General features: G+C 40.1%; 22 protein-coding genes. 17 read left to right on the plus strand and 5 right to left on the minus strand.

Translation table 11 applies throughout. The annotated features are described in order from the left end of the window. Together FNW02_RS33085 and FNW02_RS33090 are read left to right on the plus strand one after the other, a co-directional pair. Nucleotides 1-363 (plus strand): MerR family transcriptional regulator (locus tag FNW02_RS33085; protein WP_191761747.1); only part of this gene is annotated, 363 nt, incomplete at its 5' end. 425 nt (nucleotides 364-788) lie between these two features. Continuing rightward, nucleotides 789-1,055, plus strand: coding sequence for a hypothetical protein (locus FNW02_RS33090; RefSeq protein WP_191761748.1), 267 nt, complete (start codon nucleotides 789-791; stop codon nucleotides 1,053-1,055). Between the two features lie 45 nt (nucleotides 1,056-1,100). On the opposite strand, the gene FNW02_RS33095 is transcribed toward FNW02_RS33090, so the two are convergent. Further along, complete coding sequence (locus tag FNW02_RS33095; protein ID WP_191761793.1) at nucleotides 1,101-1,769, minus strand: hypothetical protein; 669 nt, start codon at nucleotides 1,767-1,769, stop codon at nucleotides 1,101-1,103. 293 nt (nucleotides 1,770-2,062) lie between these two features. Next, on the minus strand, nucleotides 2,063-3,118 hold the full coding sequence (locus FNW02_RS33100; protein ID WP_191761750.1) for a hypothetical protein: 1,056 nt from the start codon (nucleotides 3,116-3,118) through the stop codon (nucleotides 2,063-2,065). Nucleotides 3,119-3,330: 212 nt separating this feature from the next. Here FNW02_RS33100 and FNW02_RS33105 point away from each other — a divergent pair, with 212 nt between their 5' ends. After that, complete coding sequence (locus FNW02_RS33105) at nucleotides 3,331-3,771, plus strand: VOC family protein (protein ID WP_191761752.1); 441 nt, start codon at nucleotides 3,331-3,333, stop codon at nucleotides 3,769-3,771. A gap of 34 nt (nucleotides 3,772-3,805) precedes the next feature. Beyond that, nucleotides 3,806-4,624 carry an alpha/beta fold hydrolase gene (locus tag FNW02_RS33110; protein WP_191761753.1) on the plus strand — a complete coding sequence of 273 codons (819 nt, stop codon included), beginning with the start codon at nucleotides 3,806-3,808 and terminating at the stop codon, nucleotides 4,622-4,624. A 139-nt stretch (nucleotides 4,625-4,763) separates the two neighbouring features. Here FNW02_RS33110 and mobV read toward each other — a convergent pair whose 3' ends face one another. Then, entirely contained in the window at nucleotides 4,764-6,578 is a 1,815-nt protein-coding gene (gene mobV / locus FNW02_RS33115; protein WP_191761754.1) for a MobV family relaxase, read from the minus strand. Next, the gene (locus FNW02_RS39735; RefSeq protein WP_263627844.1) at nucleotides 6,572-6,703 is read right to left on the minus strand and encodes a hypothetical protein; all 132 of its coding nucleotides are present in this window, start codon (nucleotides 6,701-6,703) and stop codon (nucleotides 6,572-6,574) included. Before FNW02_RS39735 ends, mobV begins: the two co-directional genes overlap by 7 nt. Nucleotides 6,704-6,954: 251 nt before the next feature. On the opposite strand from FNW02_RS39735, the gene FNW02_RS33120 reads away from it, so the two are divergent. The 4 genes from FNW02_RS33120 (at nucleotide 6,955) to FNW02_RS33135 (ending at nucleotide 9,612) form a co-directional block, all read left to right on the plus strand. Beyond that, on the plus strand, nucleotides 6,955-7,464 hold the full coding sequence (locus tag FNW02_RS33120; protein ID WP_191761756.1) for a hypothetical protein: 510 nt from the start codon (nucleotides 6,955-6,957) through the stop codon (nucleotides 7,462-7,464). 1 nt (nucleotide 7,465) lies between these two features. Then, complete coding sequence (locus FNW02_RS33125; protein WP_191761757.1) at nucleotides 7,466-8,725, plus strand: ParM/StbA family protein; 1,260 nt, start codon at nucleotides 7,466-7,468, stop codon at nucleotides 8,723-8,725. 2 nt (nucleotides 8,726-8,727) lie between these two features. Continuing rightward, the gene (locus FNW02_RS33130; protein ID WP_191761758.1) at nucleotides 8,728-9,102 is read left to right on the plus strand and encodes a hypothetical protein; all 375 of its coding nucleotides are present in this window, start codon (nucleotides 8,728-8,730) and stop codon (nucleotides 9,100-9,102) included. A 150-nt stretch (nucleotides 9,103-9,252) separates the two neighbouring features. After that, nucleotides 9,253-9,612 (plus strand): hypothetical protein, encoded by a 360-nt coding sequence (locus FNW02_RS33135; protein WP_191761759.1) that lies wholly within the window; start codon nucleotides 9,253-9,255, stop codon nucleotides 9,610-9,612. A 98-nt stretch (nucleotides 9,613-9,710) separates the two neighbouring features. Here the strand turns inward: FNW02_RS33135 and FNW02_RS33140 are convergent, their stop codons facing one another. Then, nucleotides 9,711-10,280: a hypothetical protein gene (locus FNW02_RS33140; protein ID WP_191761761.1), complete on the minus strand. Its 570-nt coding sequence runs from the start codon at nucleotides 10,278-10,280 to the stop codon at nucleotides 9,711-9,713. Here FNW02_RS33140 and FNW02_RS33145 point away from each other — a divergent pair. From FNW02_RS33145 to FNW02_RS33185, 9 genes are all read left to right on the plus strand, one after another. Further along, nucleotides 10,279-11,901, plus strand: coding sequence for an ATP-binding protein (locus tag FNW02_RS33145; protein ID WP_191761762.1), 1,623 nt, complete (start codon nucleotides 10,279-10,281; stop codon nucleotides 11,899-11,901). The genes FNW02_RS33140 and FNW02_RS33145 overlap by 2 nt on opposite strands. A gap of 2 nt (nucleotides 11,902-11,903) precedes the next feature. Further along, nucleotides 11,904-12,419 (plus strand): DUF192 domain-containing protein, encoded by a 516-nt coding sequence (locus tag FNW02_RS33150; RefSeq protein ID WP_191761764.1) that lies wholly within the window; start codon nucleotides 11,904-11,906, stop codon nucleotides 12,417-12,419. 139 nt (nucleotides 12,420-12,558) lie between these two features. Further along, nucleotides 12,559-13,260 carry a response regulator gene (locus FNW02_RS33155; RefSeq protein WP_191761766.1) on the plus strand — a complete coding sequence of 234 codons (702 nt, stop codon included), beginning with the start codon at nucleotides 12,559-12,561 and terminating at the stop codon, nucleotides 13,258-13,260. Between the two features lie 165 nt (nucleotides 13,261-13,425). Beyond that, complete coding sequence (locus FNW02_RS33160) at nucleotides 13,426-13,992, plus strand: hypothetical protein (protein ID WP_225226086.1); 567 nt, start codon at nucleotides 13,426-13,428, stop codon at nucleotides 13,990-13,992. Between the two features lie 320 nt (nucleotides 13,993-14,312). Next, nucleotides 14,313-15,185, plus strand: a complete 873-nt coding sequence (locus FNW02_RS33165; protein WP_191761769.1) for a nucleotide-binding protein — start codon at nucleotides 14,313-14,315, stop codon at nucleotides 15,183-15,185. Between the two features lie 63 nt (nucleotides 15,186-15,248). Then, nucleotides 15,249-15,446, plus strand: coding sequence for a four helix bundle protein (locus tag FNW02_RS33170; RefSeq protein WP_191761771.1), 198 nt, complete (start codon nucleotides 15,249-15,251; stop codon nucleotides 15,444-15,446). Nucleotides 15,447-15,468: 22 nt separating this feature from the next. Further along, on the plus strand, nucleotides 15,469-15,780 hold the full coding sequence (locus FNW02_RS33175) for a four helix bundle protein (protein WP_225226087.1): 312 nt from the start codon (nucleotides 15,469-15,471) through the stop codon (nucleotides 15,778-15,780). Nucleotides 15,781-15,854: 74 nt separating this feature from the next. After that, a complete protein-coding gene (locus FNW02_RS33180) occupies nucleotides 15,855-16,571 on the plus strand; it encodes a hypothetical protein (protein WP_191761772.1) in 717 nt (238 codons plus the stop codon). After that, nucleotides 16,555-17,160, plus strand: coding sequence for a DUF6753 family protein (locus FNW02_RS33185; RefSeq protein ID WP_191761774.1), 606 nt, complete (start codon nucleotides 16,555-16,557; stop codon nucleotides 17,158-17,160). Before FNW02_RS33180 ends, FNW02_RS33185 begins: the two co-directional genes overlap by 17 nt. Nucleotides 17,161-17,272 lie beyond the last annotated feature (112 nt).

Below are 17,272 nucleotides of genomic sequence, written 5' to 3' on the forward strand. Positions count from 1 at the left end.
CAAGCAATACCGATGCTGATTGGCGAACTGGCAAAGAAATCAGGTCTATCTGTTGATTGCATTCGCTTCTATGAAAAGAAGGGACTGATTGACTCTGCCTTAATCCGCCGTAGAAGTAATAACTACAGAGACTATGCACAGTCCAGTCTGGAACGATTGGTTTTGATTCAGCAAGCCAAACGACTGGGATTCACGCTGGTAGAGATCCAAGAATGGGTTAGAGATTTTGAAAGTAATAAGCTCACAGTTGAGCAAAAGCAGAGCCTTCTAGGCCGCAAGCTTGAACAGATTGACGAACGAATTGAAGAATTAAAGATGATGAAAAGTTATCTTGCACAGAAACTAGCTCGTTTACATGAATAAGAGGATATTTAGAAAGTAGCAACAGCAGCAGTAGATAAGAAAGCTTCCTGAAGATTAAGCTGTTTTCTTACTTTTGGAAATTGGCGATCACTCCCTGGTGCGACTGTGCAAGAAGGGAAAACAGCATTGGCGGCTCTAAACCTTAATAACACTTCATTATGGCAACCCAAGTAAGAACTAAGCTTTAACATTTCTTACTTTAAGGTTTCTAAGCATTTTTCCCCTCTGCTGCATGGCGGCGGTTGCCCAATTTTGCAACTCACCTCATAAATTTCTTAGTCAGGTACTCGTATTTTCTACAAAATTACTGTACCCTGTTTATTCTGTGCAATTTCCCAGCACTCAGCTGCATTGCTACTTCTGACAGTTTTCTCAGCATCAAGTCGACAGTTTCTCTTTTTTGCAAATCCCTTTTGACACCTTTTATGGACAGAAAAATTATCAAAAAATCTGAAAAGCTTACTCTCAAACAGATGAAGGCAATCGAAGAAGCCGAAGACCAACTTCTTCAAACTGAAAGTGTTAATTTTTCACCTCCTATAGTTGACGAAAAACCAGTAATCATTCCAGAACTGCGAGAACCTGACTATATTCCATTCCTTGACAACCCTCCAGTTCAATCCGTTGGTAACTCTGGCTGGCAGGTTTCTGATATTTGGCGGGATATACGTGTAGATGATTTCTGCGGGTGAAGTGCAATCGCCTCACAAACCTAGCCCAAGATTGGTTTTACTCTGCTAGTGATTACGCTTTTTGTGAACAGTGGGGTCAACTAACCGATGTGATTGCTCAGGCTCACTTGTTGGAGGAAACGGATTGCCAGCAGTTGACGTTACTTCTAATCCTGTGCCTTCTCCATTAGAATTGATTAGTTCGTACTGTCCACTTATAGGAGTGCGTTCGCCTGAACTATACAAAGAGGATGGACGCTCTTGAGTTAGTTCATCTGACTGCTTTAACTGTGCAGTACCAGCACTATAGTTTAGAGTAAACTGGCTTCTAATTTCAAAGCCTGGAAGATAACCACCTTGGTACGGTATTTCTGATAACTGGCCGAGATTTCCTTTAATTTGTGAAATTGGTTTGAGCAATTGTGAGTTGTCCTTGCTCCAGATAATAATTTGTGTATCTAGCAATTCTTGAAACACAAGAGCGTGGAGCGTCGCTTCATCTGGGGGTGTTTGGCTGTCTACAACAATCGATAAATTGAGAGTTAACAAAAGTGCCGTTTGTACTTCTAAAAAATTATTATTAGAAGTAACTTGCGTAGAATACTGGTCTACATGAAAACCAAACAAGGCTTTAAAATGCAAAAAGTTCTCTGTTTGGAGTTGCTCCCTTAAATATGGTAGTAACCCGGTATCTGGGTCTGATAGGATTTGGCGAACGATTGGCATTTGTGTCATCAGTACTCTGCAAGTTTTGAATTAAAAGCAATGTTTCCTAACAATCTGACTTAATTAAGCACTTTTGAGCATCCATTAAACTGGCGAAAGTTAGCTCAATCGCTCTACTGATTTACTTCAAACATCTTTCATGCTGTTTTCACACCTGGGATGATTTCATCCAGCATCATAATTTAGCAAGTTCAACCTAGTTAATTTCTTGACTTGAGGGAGCGCAATCAGAAGTAGACAGTAGTTAAAATATTCTGTTATCCTTCAAGGGTAGTTAAGTAGCTAATAATTATTCGCCATTGTTAAATTAACTTGGAGTCCCAGGTATAAAACCCTATTTTATCAGGAACTCTATTAAATCGTCCGGTACGATGACCTCGTGATAATTCATTTAACACCTTGTTCTTAACCTCCCTGGCATCAGATGCATTCAGTTCCCCATAAATTCCAGTGATTACTTCTGAAACATTGAAGACTTTGCCCGAATTCTCTTCTAAAAAAGTAGACAAGGCGTCAATTAGGAATTGACCTTCATAAGTTATGAGCATTGGTATCTCTTTAGGCTGCGGCGGCTTTATTGGTTTATTATTTTTGCGCTTTGCTTGAGGTGATGAATTTTTAGTTTTATCTTTGGAAAGTAAAGTCAAAGAGAGAGTAAAATACCCCGGTTCTCCAGGCACACTGAACCATTTATTGCTTTCCTTGCCCTGAGTCAGCGAAGATTGAACTCTACCTTTTACCACCTTAAATACTTCTGACTCTAGCTCTCCGTAGAGCGATCTCACTATAAAATCGATGTGGACACTTGTGCCAATCTCTTCTGCTAAAAGCTGCTCAATTGCTTCTGGGCGAGTTAGAGATTGATATTGGGGTAGCATGGGAATATCTACTTTGTAGAGCGATCGCTCCTGAATCGATGTGTTTATTAACGGGAATAGTGGAGACTCTGGTAGTTCAGAGGTCAGTGCTGCATCAGGCTTTTCATCTGAGCGAGTTTCAATGAGCGGGAATATAGGTGATTCTGGTAATTCAGTCAGTTTATCATCCGCATCAAGGGCTTCAGGCTCAGAGTCATCTAATTTCAGAGGTTCTAGAGGAATATCTTCAAAATGGTCATTCTTAGATTCATCAGCGAAGAATATTAACGACTCTTCTTGTTTTTGAGGAGTGGATTTTTCCTGTTTCAAAGAAGAAGTTTTTGGCCAATTAGACAACAAAGCTTCGACATGAGTGAGACTATCTTTGGACTGGGTATATAACCTTTCATACTCTTCAACTATCGGTGCGTAATAATCCCGCAATTTTAAAAGGGCTTCTAAAGCACTTTCGGGAGGTGATAATGGCAAGGGAATATTCATAAAACTTTAAGCTACTATCAGTTGGTTCATTTATTTGATGCTATTAACAAGTTGGTAAGAAAAATCCTAATTAGGGAAAAACAACTAAAAATTGCCAAGAATCGAATACCTCCAAAAGTGGACTGGTACTAAAACATAGAATTGGTCATTGAAGCAATCCGCTTGGATAAACTACTCTGATAGTAGCAGCCATTTTTGTCAGGCTATGTTTTATGACACAGAAGCAAACCGTTAATGGTATTGTTGAATCCGTGCTTTATGTTGAAGACTTAGAACACTCAGCTAAGTTTTATCAAGATTTATTTGGGTTTGAGATAGAGATTAGAGATGACATGATTTGTGTACTTCGAGTGCCCAATAGCCAAGGCCTGATTCTATTTCCTAAATGTATTGCTCAACAACCAGGCAGGACAACATCTCCTGTAGGCAGGATAAAGGGGATGATTCCTCCTCATGGTGGTAGTGGTCGTTTACATATAGCATTTTCAATAGCAGCTTCCGAGCTAGAATTTTGGGAACAACAACTAGCTGACCGAGGTATACCTCTTGACAGCAAGGTTTCTTGGCAACGAGGTGGCTGGAGTTTATATTTCCGCGATCCGGATCAACATCTTCTAGAGTTGATTACTCCAGGATTGTGGACATTTTACTAATGCTGACACTAACAAAACTTAATTCTTTTTGTGTATGGACAAACTAATTAAAGAATCAAAACTTGCCTTCGATGATATAGGAACAGGTTCACCTGCTTTACTCTTATTTCCAGGGTGGTGTGCTGATCGGGGAATTTTGGCAGCACTTATGGAAGTCGAAAGTAAAAAGCGAAGAGTTATCAATATCGATTTACTCGGACATAACGAATCATGGTGTCCAGAGTCAGACTTTAGTAGCGAGGATATAGTTTGTGAAACAATTAAGCTTGTAGATTCACTTAACATAGATGAATTCGTTACAGTCTCAGTAGCACACGCTGGATGGATAGCAATTGAACTGAGGCGTAGATTGGTTCATCGTGTTTCAAAGATGGTTTTTCTAGAGTGGATCATTATTGAACCACCTGAGATTTTCTTTGAGACTTTGGCTAAGATGCAAAAGCCCGAAGAGTGGCAAAGTTCCCGTGATGCATTATTTGCAGCTTGGTCGTTAGGTGATCCTAACCTTGTTAAGCCTTTTCTTAGATTTATGGCAAATTACGACTTTGACATGTGGGCGCGTGCAGGTCGAGAAATAGGCAAATCGTACAGAGAATTTGGTAGTGCTTTACGCTCTCTTGAGACGCTTGCTCCATCTCCAACAGTGCTTAATATTTACTCGTCAACGCAAATTAAAAATCTTTATTCTCAACCAGATGACACTAAATATTTTGAAGCACAACAAGTTTTTGCAAATAAATATTCCTGGTATCACATTTATAGATCAACAGCTAAGAGTCATTTACCTTCTGTTGAAGTTACACAAGAAATCGCAAATGCAATTGAAAGCTTCCTTTCTAATACTGCATCATAATTTTCATCTGTGAATGTACTCCAAAATAGCTTGAGCCTATCTTAATGAATAAGAACTTTCACAAAAACTATATGTGTAATGCTCTCTAGGTTTAGTAAAGCTAACAGACCTTAATTTTAAATTAATGACCAACTCAATATTAAAGCTCTAGCCCCTGTTGCCGTTTGCGCTTCTTTTGTTGGGGTTGTTCGCCTTGCTGTAACTCCTCATTCCAATCAGTAGTTTTCGGTTTCTTTCTCTTAGCACGAGGTAGCATTTGCTTAATAATTCGTGCTGCCTCATCACCAGTTTCCGAATTATCATAAGCCAGTTCTACAGTGGGAATAGTTTTTAGAAATTCCACTGGTAGACTTTGGGGGCTATCGGCAACTAAATACATGGTTCTTGTTTGTGGCTCTTGCGCTGGTTTTGTCAACTCAATTGTGGAAAGGGAGATGGCATCAATAGGAGACTTACACAAGACTACTCGTTTCACTTCATCAGTTGGTTTGCCTCCCATGCGGAACCAAAACCAGCCCGAAGTTCGTTTAGTTCCTTTCTCGTAACCCATGAAGGTGTTCTCTTCACCTCGTGTCCCTCGCAAGAATGCCCCGTTAACCTGTTCATCTAACGAACGCATTACAAACACAGCATTTTGTTGTTCATCAGCGTAAATAAGACCTCGCTCTTTAAGAGCCTGAATCAAGTTTGATGGTAATTTTCGCTTATTGGTCAAGTAATGGTACACAACTTGCCACTGAGTTTCGTCAGCAAGCGGAGGTGAAAATTGTGGTACTGGTTCAGTAGCCGCGATCGCCTTCGCCTCAATCTTGGCTTTATGTGCCGCGGCTCTTTCTATGCCTGTTTCCCCGAAACGATCATGAAGCCATGCGATCGCGCCTCGAAAATTGCACTGGTTAACGTGCATCACTAAGTCAATAGAACCGCCACCGCCCTTTTCTTGACTAGGGTGAAAGTCGTAGAACTTAGAATCACCACTAATACTAATAATGTGACCCAGACCACGCCATCGCCGCAATTGTTTAGTGTCACGGTCTAATCCCAACTGCCACGCTACATCTTCTAGAGGTAAATCTCGCAGTTGGTCTAATTGCTGTCTTGTTAGATAGTTTTCTGTTACTAACTCAACTGCACGTTGTTCTGTTTGTTGACGTGATTCCTGGGCAGCTAGAGCATTTTGAGCAGCTCGTTGAGATAATTGCCGCGTGAATTTTCGATCTGCCAGCTGGTGGTTAATTGCCCCAATTGCTGAATCTGCCTTGATGCGCTCAAATAACTGTTGTGCAGTTTCTCCCGGCAAGGGGGCGAGTCGGTCTAATTCCAGCATTAAGGGTTCGCTGTTGACCGCTTGGTAATATTCCTTAACTTTAGTATGTGTCGCTTGACTGCCTTTGATCCCCCGTGAGATGCCCAAGGGCCCAAGAGCAGCAGCGTAGGAGTCCTGGAGCTTGGACATTTTAATACTGGCTTGTCTGCCGTTGCCGCCAAACATCTCCTTGTGCGACAGTTTTTTGGTGCGGTCATTGATTGGCACGACATAAGCGTGAATGTGGGGTGTCGCTTCATCTAAATGTAACTCTGCTCGGATGCACTTATCGCCGTAATTCTCCTGCAACCATTTTTTAGAAGCATTGGCGAAATCCCACATTCTTTGGTCATCCCACTCACCTGCTAACGATGGATCACTAGGACGAAAGTATTCTGGGGAAGCTGAGAGGAAAATATCACTGCACAGAACTGCATCTTTTCGAGGTGGACTTTTGGTGGCGATCGCAATCTTGGCTTTCACCAATTCTTCTAGGGGTGGTTCCCCCAGATTGCCGATCAGTCTAATATTAGTTTTAGTGCGATCGGCATTTGGTGTATCTTGAAGTCGAGCAGTGTGTGCTTCACTGCCACCAACATTACCAAAGGATTTTAGTTTTTCTACACGTAGGATTGCAAGAGCTACCATTGATTTTTAACACGACTATCTTGGGTTGCATCCGACCCCGAAGGGCGAACGACTTTTGCGTTTTGAGCACAGCGAAAAATGGCGCAAGCCACCCGCAGGGCGCGAAAGTGAAGTGAGTACACCATACATGGTACACCCACCGAAATTACCTTTTACCCACCACCGCCACACCACCGAAAAACTCATTAGTACCACTAAAAAACTCATTTGCACCACTCTTGAATTTGTCAATTACTTATTATTTTTTTAGCTTTTTACTGTTTTTTGCACCACTAAAAAACTCATTGATATCACTAAAAAACTCATTAATACCACTCTTCCCCTCACGGTATATTAATAGTGTGTTTTAATACAATTGAGTATTTGGTTACTTGTCATGGCTACACAAAAAAATAAAGATGTTGAATTACCCAGAATCAAACGCAATATCAATTCTCGGTCTGGAAAAGTTATTCACTATTTATTAACTCATGACTCAGACAAAGCTGCCACAGAGTTAGCGATGGAGGCAAATAACTCTTATTGGTTAGTTGAAGCCTTGTCTGGTTTAGTTGGACAAGAGGAGTTAAACAAAGCTTGTTGGTGGGCTATCGACTCTTTAGTAGCAAAGCTAATTAAAATTATGAGGATTGGAGGTATTGAGAGATTGCCAACGTCTTACCAATTACTTTTAGGTACAGATGTTATTTCCAGTTCTATCTCTACTACTAAATCTGATAACGCTCTCGCTACAAATAATAGTTCACAACAGCAGTTGAATCAGGATGGTGATTATAGTGAAAATAATAATGATGCAGAAAATGAAGATGATGACGACTGGAATATGAATATCCAAGCAACTCCAGAAATGATTGCAGCTGATTTAGCACTTCAACAAAAGGGATAAAATGACTGCTTTAAACCAATCTGATCCGATTAAGCTCGTTGTGACTTGTGACTTGGGCGCTAGCCTCAATAAGATACTCGCTCAAATCTATCCTGATGGCATACCGTTCGTTATAACGCTGAGTCCAGAAGTTGCAGATGTAGAGAAAGAGTCTGTCCTCGGTTTAGCTGTAGAAGCTTCTGCTCAAAATGCAGGTTGGGTAGGGATAGGTTCGGAGTACTACGTTTTGGGTGATTTGGCTAGAACTGTCTTTGCTGGGACATCTGCTGTTCGTGATTTAAAATACCAGTATGCTCTCCCTAAACTGGCTAGTTTAGTGTGGTTGGCTTGTCGTCATTTTAAGGTAGAAGAGGCTGAAGTTTATGTATACTTGCTCCTACCTCCTGGGGAAAAAAAAGATGGTGAGAAATTAGGTAAACAGTTGTACCTTGCACTGAAGCAAGGAATCATGACACCAACTGGGCGATTAAAGCTTAGACAACGTAATTTCTATGTTTCTAATGAAGGTGCGGGTATTCTCTCGCATCGTTCGCAGACTTTGGCTGGCGCTTATTCTCGACAGAGAATCGGAATGCTAATGTTGGGTTATCGCAACGCAAGTTTTATACTTATTGAAGGTGGAAGCCAAACTCTAGCAGAATCTACTGATTTGGGGATGAATTGGTTAGTAGAACGATTTGTGAGTCGTACTGCGGTTGGCTTATCTTCATCTGATTCAAGGGTTACAAAAGCTTTAGTTTTAGCTGCTGTTGGGGAGTTCAATGATCTACGCTCTTTATCACGTAAAACAAAATCGGCTGACATAGATACTGATTTGGCGAACTTTCAAGAATCCTTAGACCTTGTGCGTCGAGAGTATTGCCGCGCTTTGTTACGGTGGATTAGGAATATCGCGTCCGTAGATGAAATTCTGATTTGTGGGGGTACTGGAGAATTCGTTCACAAAGAACTGACGGAGTATTTTATCCAAGAACAAATACCTGTCGTCTGGAATGGTGGGGTAAAAATTCCGGCGAATCTAGATACTAAGAATTTAGGAAATAGACTGGCTGATGTTTGGGTTTCCCATCTAAACCATATTGAGATGCTAGATGCCAACTTTAGTTACGAACGCTCCTCACCGTTAATTCCCCAACCATTAGCCAAACCATTACCAGAACCACAGCCGAAACCAGAACCCGAAGTGAAGAAAACGCTTCTTGAAACGCGGCCTAATCATGATCCTTGGAAAAACTTTTTACCAATGAAGGAAGGCATATAAATATGGATAGTACAGAGCAACTGGCCCAAGAGGCAAAACAACAGAGTTTTGATCAAAGATCTGTAAACATATTCGAGAGTGTTTACCAAGATGCAGGAGTCACAAGCATCAAAAATATGAGCATTACAGACAGCGATCGCATCTTATCGGTATTAGCTCAAGAACAAGCCACACCCGAATTTATTAGAGGATTTCTCGCTCATGGATGGCAGCAAGGCATACCAGTTGAGATAGTTCAACATATTCTCTCTAGCGATCAAGATGGGGATGGGCGTACTCTTGCACAAGAATTATTTACTGACGGGAGTGATCCCTTTGAACCAGACGTACCAAAGTCCCAATACCGACATCAAAAAGCCCAAGAATTGGAACTATAGATAAATAACGCGCAAAAGTTCAGATTTTACGTTATTTAACTATAGTTAATTTGAGAAATTTCCTAAAAACAACTCACTTTAGTTAGGTGAAACTCTTAACTAAAGTGAGTAGACTTTTAGAAGATTTTGATTATTTGGGAGGAGAAAAGTGTGAGTAAGATACTAGTAAAGCCTGAAAATGATGTAGCAGTTGACAATAGAAATTTATTTACTCATCAGAACAGTAGGGAAGATTTAGAAGCCTTAGTATTTCAAAAACTTCACTCTGGAGAAGATACTACCCAGGCAATAGCTTTTCTGTCCTACTTAAAAAGTACAGCCTTAGAGAAAGAGCAACACAAACGGTTACAGCAAGAAGTGCAAGAGAAGTCAGTATTTAACTCTTTACAAAGAGTAATGATTACTGCCTTCGCCATTCTTGGTATGATTGCATTCTTCGACAGGGTATTTAATGCCCAAGAATTATCTAAAGCTGGCGTAACACCACCGATTGTGGAAAGACAGCGTTAAAGAAGAATACAGAATCTAGAATTCAGAATGTAATCAAACATACCTAAACACATTTTTAGCTCCTGAATTCCGGCTCCTGACTACTGAATTGTTTTTCACTAAAGGTATTGCTTTCGATAATTTTGACCTGATAACTTTTTGGATTTTCTTTGTGTCCATTGCCAAATAGGAGTAAGTCGCTCAATACCTTGAAACAATTCCTGACTCGTAGTGTTATTGGTATATCTGGCAATGAGATTCGCCAAAACCCGCAAACAGCGTAAAGGCTGGCTCTTTACTTGCTCCTCTGCAAAACGTAGTACTATCCAATTGGCATCGACAAAACATTTGTTGCGGTAATCATCCATCCCCACGCAGTGAATCTGTTCTCCACTAAAACTAAATGGCTCATCAATCTCCAAATCTATGTGCAAGTTTGTATTTGGTTCCACGACAACAAAATCAGCGCTATAAGGGCGATCATGACAAGGGGGTGAAAACTGCTGCTGGGATGAAGCACACGACCCAAAGTGATGTTGCAGTATTTTGCCAAACTCCAGTTCCGAAGCGCCCAATCGCGTGCTTTCGTTTGATTCTGAAGGTAGAATCAATGGCTGAAATTTGCCTGATTTAACGCCATCAGGCACAAATATTATCGGATAACAAGGACGATTAGGATGATTACTCATGGCTGATTTAGTTTCTCAATTGTTTAATCTGATTGAACAACAAAACCCTCTGGTTGCAGTGGAGTCTCCATCACAGGAGAGAATAAGGTTACTTGAAAAACTCACGAGTGAATGTGCCTTAAGAAATATTAACTGTTATATATGGATGCTAGAGGATGACCAATTATATCGATTGCAGATAGATGGGCAGCAATTGAGCTTAGAACAACTAAGTGAATATAAGCCCAACACTTTCAAGAATGTACGCGAAGATTATTTTGAAGTTCTAAGATTTTGGAAAACGACTTCTCTACAAGGGATTCTGATACTGGAGGGAATATTTCCCTGGATTAGTCAGGCGACTATTGACTCTGATTTTTTCTTGACTGCGGAGTGGATTAAGTCGGCGCTGATCAACTTGAAACTCTACAATCAAAATTCCCATAAAACAGCCATATTGTTAGGGCCAAATGCCAGTCTCTCATCTGATATAGCGGCTCTAATTCCTACTATTACTCAAGAACTGCCCACAGTGGAGAAAATTAATGTCCATTTAGAGTCAATCCTGCCCACTACATACAGCTCCATAGAAATCAATGAAATAGCCAACGCCTCTGTAGGAATGTATTTGGCAGATATTGAAATAGGTCTTAGGAGTGCGATCGCTGTTGAAATTCAAGAAGTTTCTTTAGCGGATAAAATCTCTAATGAAAAAATTAACCTACTTAAGAGAGTCTACAACATCGAATTTTTCCAACCTTCGGCTCACGCAGTTGGAGGATTAGAACTGATGCAAGGAGTGTTTAAGAAATACAAACGTTTGTTAACACCCTTAGCCAAAGCGTACAATCTTAAGCTACCAAAAGGGGTGTTATTAGTAGGGCCACCAGGAACAGGAAAATCCCACTCTGCCAAAGCTTGCTCCCAAATCTTGGGATTTCCATTGATTGTTTTGGAGTGGAGCAGTTTTCGTAGTTATGGTAATCAGGCAGAATATAAGCTCAAAAAGTTACTGGGCTTGGTAGATCGGATTAATCGTGTACTTCTGTATTTGGACGACTTTGATAAGGGATTCGCCGGAGATGATGATCTGTCCCGACGACTGGCAGGAATGCTACTGACTTGGATGCAAGAACGGACTAGCGAAGCAATAGTGATAGCTTCAGTTAACAATTTAGACTACTTGCCCCCGGAACTGACTAGAGCCGGACGATTTGATGATATCTTCAAAGTCGATTTGCCAAACAATGGAGAACGCTATGAAATATTCAAAATTCACCTGGGACGCTTTGATCAACGCTTCCTTAATGGAGGAGATGCTTTTACTGAACAAGAATGGCGTCGGTTACTCAAAGAAACACATCGCTGTGTCGGCGCGGAGATTCAAAACATTGTGGAAAGGGCCGCAGCCAACACTTTCTGTGCGATGTTTCCCACTGATGTACCGCTAACTAATGAGCCGACTGTTTTAGAAATTACACTCTCGTCTCTGTTAGAAGCAAGGCAGAATATTAATCCTTTAGCCATCAGAGAAGCTGATAAGGTTGAGAGAATGCGAAACAAAGCCTCCTTACAGGGATTACCATCTAGCCCTGTTGATGACTCCGTTTACAGTAATGGCAATGTCAATATCTTTAGTTGATTATGTTTTCCCTCTCGCTCAAAAGCAATCCTTATGCTTTTGTTTTTAAGGTCATCAAAATCATTGGGCCAGTTTTAGGTTTGTCATTGATTGTAGGAGCGCTTGCTAACGGGTATTTGCAAAACTCTCCTCAACAACTACCTATCAAATATAAGCTGATTCAGGGAGAGCGTACTTTTTACCTAGAGTCAGCCTCACTACCAGAAGAGTTATACAAAGGATTAAAATTTCGGACTTTTTTGCCAAGCAATAGGGGAATGTTATTCGATTTAGGTAGACGACATACTAATGTAGGCTTTTGGATGTACAAAGTCCAAATCCCCCTTGACATTGTTTATCTAGATGATGGTGTAGTAACAAAGGTGATTAATAATGCATCCCCATGTCCAAAACAACCATGTCCTGTATACTATGCTCCTACTGCAACTCATGTTTTGGAACTTAGGGCAGAACAAGCTAATCAAGTTCATATCCAACCAGGGAGAAAGCTAAAACTTTTACCATTAAAAAAACAGTAGTAAGAATAGAGCAAAACAAACTAAGAGTTATACAGGCTTATTTACTCTGATAAATAATTGTAAAAGTGTATTCTTGCTTCATAAGTTACAGGAAGCATAGTGGTTTAATATTTAAGAGAACCAGCAGTGTAGTAACACCATGATCCGCATAGTAATTATTGAAGGGCAACCTTTTTTACGAATAGGACTGGTCAATGCAATATCACAGTTTATTTTGCCCACGATGGAGGTATGTGGGGAAGCAAGCTGTGAGTCAGAAGGGATAGAGCTAATTGCAAAAACCTTGCCAGACATTGTTTTACTAAATCTGGATTTGCCAGGCATGGGAGGGATTGAAGTTACAGCAGCTATTAAACAAAAGTTCAAGTGCAAAGTAATTATCTTGGCAAATATTGCCGACCCAGAAGTTGTGGCTTTAGCCTTAGATTCGGGAGTAGATTCGTATTTACTTGCTAGCTCCGACTTAGAAACTCTCAAATATGCAATTGTCAAAACTTATGAAGGTCAGGTTTGGATAGATCAAAAAATGTCAAGAACCTTTTTTGCTAGCAAGTATCAGAAGCCAAAAAAGCCTTTGAACAAGGGAAAAAAGTTTGGTATTACGTTGACAAATACTGAGATCCGAACACTTAAATTGATGGCAAGAGGGTTATCAAATGAGAAAATAGCAGAAATCCATAATGTTTCACTAGGCACAGTCAAGTCTTGTGTTTACACAATCAATCAGAAGTTAGAGGCGCGGAACCGTGTTCAAGCAATCATCCGCGGTATTCTATTCGGATACTTGAGTTACAACACAATCATTCTTGAAGCATTGTCTAATGATCTCAACATTCAATAATGGTGGCTTCCAAGCTCTGAGCAGTCCTCTTTGAGGTGGGTATAGAGGTCTAAAGGAAAGTGCGCGAAAGCTTGTATGCCTTTCTAACCCTGCACCGTACACTTCTATACACCGATTTTTGGGGAACTATTCTTTTTAGACAACTACAGTAGGAGATAAAGATTAGTGATTTTGTCAAAAATTCAAAGTACTGTAACAGTACTAGCCTTTTCATTCGTTGTGACATCTTGTCAAGCAAAAACAGTTGATGCACAGACCAATACATTGATGAAAAAGGTCGTAGAAATAGTCAAGAATACACCTCCACTTCACAAAGTTAGTTGGAAGGTATGTGGTGTAGAGAAAATCCTATCAATGAATCGTAGTCTCAAAAATCAATGCCTTGAAGAAAGTCAGGTAGTCTGGGGGCCTGCTACTCAACACCAAATAGTAAGAACGCGAGAGTTTACTACCGGGATAGATGTACATATATTTGCTAAATCACGAGGATGTTTAATCATGGGGAATCCAACTACTGAAGATTATTACCTTATGAAGACTTACCGCGTCGGGCCAGCAAATCAAGAAGCGACTTTGCCAAAGCCTACCGCCAATGTGAAAATTGAGCAATTATCAACCAAAGAGAAAACAGATACTATTTATAAGTTTGTTTCTGCTGGGTCAGAGCCATTTTTATTAGGAATCCGTAGCCAGTACGATTGCCAGTCTAAACCAAACTGGGATAGAAATTGAGAAATTAGGGACAGACTCGAATGGCACGCTTGTAAAGCTGGGGAGGCGGGGAGAGTAAGGAGAAATTCTTAGGTGATTCTTACTGCTGCAAACTCGTTGAATACACTTGTTTTCTTGTCTTTCCCAGCATAAGAAAGCTCCCCCTGCTCAAGAGCAGCTTGCCTCAACAAATAACGCGCACAAGCGTGCCATTCGGTACTTAAGGTTTAGCATCCCCGCTCAGAAAAGCTTTTCTCCACCCAATACTTTTGAGATGGCAGTCTATTAATACCTAAATTCCTTTTGAAGTCCATTAAATGAGAAAACGAAGAAGAAAAAGAATGATGAACGTAACTGCCGAGCAAACAAGCACTGAAGAACCAATTACTGAAGGAGTAATTACTCCTCCAGTAATTACTGGAGTAATACCAGGAGATACTCAAACCAACAGGAGATTAATTATTGTTACTGGTGACAAAGGTGGCGTAGGTAAAAGTACATTTGCTAGAGCCTTATTGCAAACATATCTAGATACTGAGCAAAACTTTGCGGCATTTGACGCTGACACATCAAATCCTCAAATCAAGAGGTTTTACGGCAATGATTGTCAAGTACTACCTTTTGAGATTTTCACTAGAGGAAAAGCTGATGCGCTTATCGATACCTTAAGGACTTTGATGTCACCGCCTTTAAAACCAGGGCAACTCGTACCAGATAAAAGTAAATCTCTGTTCTTATTAGAACTCCCGTCTCAGTCAATTCAGTATTTCCGACTGTTTGAGAAAGAAATAGGCTTCTTTAAAATGTTAAAAAATGATCTTCATGCACAAGCAACTATGATTGCAGTAATTAATCGGACAAAAGATTCAGTTAATCAATTACTTCAAATGCATGATTTTTGTAATGGACAGGTTGATTATGTAGTTGTAAAAAACTTATTTTTCGGAGAGCCAGAAGCATTTGAAAGATATGACAACTCAGCATTAATAAAAAATGTGAAACAGGAGGGTGTAAAATTACCAGAAATATATATGCCAGATTTAATAGCTCATGCTTATGATTATCTTGATGAAAATAACTACTCTTTCGCGCAAGGAATAGCACAAAACGAAAAGTTAGCAGTTAGAGGTAGAGTTAGTCGATGGATGGAGAACTTTAAGGAATCAATTACTCCAGTCAAGGATTTATTGGGACTGGAAAATGTCAACTTATAGGGGTGTAAGGGTGTAGGGGTGTAGGGGTGTAAGGACAATAACAGTTAAGGAAACCTAAAATTAATGAAAGAGCAATCTATACAATCGTACCGGGATTTAAAAGTTTGGCAAGAAGCAATGAATCTTGCTGAACTTTGTTACAGAGTTACTAAAACATTTCCTAAAGAAGAAACTTATGGGATGACTAAGCTCTTTCAGAGCGGGTGTAAGGGTGTAAGGGTGTGGGGTGTAAGGGGAGAAAACGAAGAGAGAAAATTTTGAATTAAAACCAGAGGATTAATTTATGATTTCCCTTACACCCTTACACCCCTATACCCTTACACCCAGCGCGAAGCGCTTGATATCACAAATTCGTCGTTCTGCTGTATCTATCCCAGCTAATATTGCAGAGGGCTATGGAAGAAAAACTCGTGGAGAATATATTCAATTTTTATATATAGCTCAAGGTTCTCTTAAAGAATTAGAAACACATTTATTGCTAGTAATAAGAGTAGAATTAGATTCGCCAGAAACAATTAGTACTGTTTTAAAACAATGTGAATCAGTAAGCAAGCTTTTACTATTTCTAATTCGCTCATTAGAAAATAAAGGATGATAATGCTAGGAAATTGTCATTCCCCTATACCCTGCCCCCCTACACCCCTACACCCTTATCCTAGACGCTTGATTATGACTGTAGGTGATTCTCGCGTGGGAAAGTCTACAGTTATGAGATTGTTAATTGATTTGCTTTGTGCCCAAAAGAAGCTGATTAAAATTTATGACCATGATACCCGTTATAAACTAGCTGCTTATTCCCAAATAGTTCCAATTGAAAACATAGATTTTTTTCGAGGTGGAACTGACATCATGCTAGAAGAACTCAAAGGTAATTGTGACGCGATCGCTGTTGATATGCCAGGGCAGTATTTAGATAAAGTTTGTCAATATATTCACAAAGTGCATCTATTTAAATTACTGAATGACTATAACTGGCGGTTAACTTTCTTACAACCTATTTCTCACAGATTGGATTGTCTTGATTACTTAGAGCACTTGCTGGATTCTTTTGGCGACTCTGCCGATTATGTAGTAGTTAAAAACCAATATTTTGATAAGCAGTTTAGCCAGTACCATCGTTCGGAAGCATCTCAAAAGCTAGCTGTATTAAAAGGCAGCGAGGTGATCTTAAAAGAATTAAATAAGTATAGCTATGAAACTGTAGAGAGTTTAGGTTTGCCCTATTCAGCCGTAAGTAATCAGCTTGCAATATATTCGGTATATCGAGGTTATACTTATCGCTGGGTCAAAAGTTTTCACTCTACTCTCATAAATAATTTCACTGTTAAGAATTACTTGGGATTGAATAAATCTCAACAAATAGAAGAATATGAATACACTTTCTGAAGTAGAAAAACAACGCATTCAGGAGCTTTCATCAGAGATTGGTTTTGACCCAGAAGACCCGATGTTTCAGATCATGAGCATCTTGGGTAATTTTGAGGAGATGATGATTCAATTCCCTGCTCAAATGGAGGCACTTTTAGAAGCAGGTGGATTAATGATTGACCAGAAGTTGCAATCAGCTAGCAAAAGCGCTGAGGTGATGCAACACGCAATCATCACTACAGCTGTCAAGGATGTACTGAAGCAAGAAATGCAAAGGCTCAAGCCAGGGGTATCTTTGGGAGTTGAAGCGCCGCAAATTGGTAAGGTAAAACTGGGCTTTTGGTCTATTTCTGCTATTCTTGGCGGCATGATTGGTGTAGGTGCAATGCTTGGTTCGCTCACTACTCAAAATGTAATTGCTAATTATATTAGTGATCCGCTCACTGGCGTAACTGCTAACGACATTAAGCTTTTGCAATGGGCAAAGTCAACAGAGGGTAAAGAAGCTCGGCAGTTAATTATAGACAACAGAACTGACCTTGAGGTTTGCCGCCGGGACAACCGTTTATTGGGTCGCTGTGTGGTTAAAATCAGGAAGTCCAAGTAACGAAGCTGCCCTTGTGTGTAAAACGCTTTGCTTTCTGGGCAGGAGAAAGGAGAAAGGGGAAAGGGGAAAGGGAAAATCTGTAACTTAAGTTAATTATCCTCTCTACACATCT

It is taken from the genome of Komarekiella delphini-convector SJRDD-AB1 (assembly GCF_014831675.1).
In the GTDB taxonomy this organism is placed as follows: Bacteria; Cyanobacteriota; Cyanobacteriia; order Cyanobacteriales; family Nostocaceae; genus Komarekiella.

Coding starts and splice junctions, on each gene's coding strand:
- FNW02_RS33090 (WP_191761748.1), top strand. CDS start 789: ATGGACAGAAAAATTATCAAAAAATCTGAAAAGCTTACTCTCAAACAG.
- FNW02_RS33095 (WP_191761793.1), bottom strand. CDS start 1,769: ATGACACAAATGCCAATCGTTCGCCAAATCCTATCAGACCCAGATACC.
- FNW02_RS33100 (WP_191761750.1), bottom strand. CDS start 3,118: ATGAATATTCCCTTGCCATTATCACCTCCCGAAAGTGCTTTAGAAGCC.
- FNW02_RS33105 (WP_191761752.1), top strand. CDS start 3,331: ATGACACAGAAGCAAACCGTTAATGGTATTGTTGAATCCGTGCTTTAT.
- FNW02_RS33110 (WP_191761753.1), top strand. CDS start 3,806: ATGGACAAACTAATTAAAGAATCAAAACTTGCCTTCGATGATATAGGA.
- mobV (WP_191761754.1), bottom strand. CDS start 6,578: ATGGTAGCTCTTGCAATCCTACGTGTAGAAAAACTAAAATCCTTTGGT.
- FNW02_RS39735 (WP_263627844.1), bottom strand. CDS start 6,703: ATGGTGTACTCACTTCACTTTCGCGCCCTGCGGGTGGCTTGCGCCATT.
- FNW02_RS33120 (WP_191761756.1), top strand. CDS start 6,955: ATGGCTACACAAAAAAATAAAGATGTTGAATTACCCAGAATCAAACGC.
- FNW02_RS33125 (WP_191761757.1), top strand. CDS start 7,466: ATGACTGCTTTAAACCAATCTGATCCGATTAAGCTCGTTGTGACTTGT.
- FNW02_RS33130 (WP_191761758.1), top strand. CDS start 8,728: ATGGATAGTACAGAGCAACTGGCCCAAGAGGCAAAACAACAGAGTTTT.
- FNW02_RS33145 (WP_191761762.1), top strand. CDS start 10,279: ATGGCTGATTTAGTTTCTCAATTGTTTAATCTGATTGAACAACAAAAC.
- FNW02_RS33140 (WP_191761761.1), bottom strand. CDS start 10,280: ATGAGTAATCATCCTAATCGTCCTTGTTATCCGATAATATTTGTGCCT.
- FNW02_RS33150 (WP_191761764.1), top strand. CDS start 11,904: ATGTTTTCCCTCTCGCTCAAAAGCAATCCTTATGCTTTTGTTTTTAAG.
- FNW02_RS33155 (WP_191761766.1), top strand. CDS start 12,559: ATGATCCGCATAGTAATTATTGAAGGGCAACCTTTTTTACGAATAGGA.
- FNW02_RS33165 (WP_191761769.1), top strand. CDS start 14,313: ATGATGAACGTAACTGCCGAGCAAACAAGCACTGAAGAACCAATTACT.
- FNW02_RS33170 (WP_191761771.1), top strand. CDS start 15,249: ATGAAAGAGCAATCTATACAATCGTACCGGGATTTAAAAGTTTGGCAA.
- FNW02_RS33175 (WP_225226087.1), top strand. CDS start 15,469: ATGATTTCCCTTACACCCTTACACCCCTATACCCTTACACCCAGCGCG.
- FNW02_RS33180 (WP_191761772.1), top strand. CDS start 15,855: ATGACTGTAGGTGATTCTCGCGTGGGAAAGTCTACAGTTATGAGATTG.
- FNW02_RS33185 (WP_191761774.1), top strand. CDS start 16,555: ATGAATACACTTTCTGAAGTAGAAAAACAACGCATTCAGGAGCTTTCA.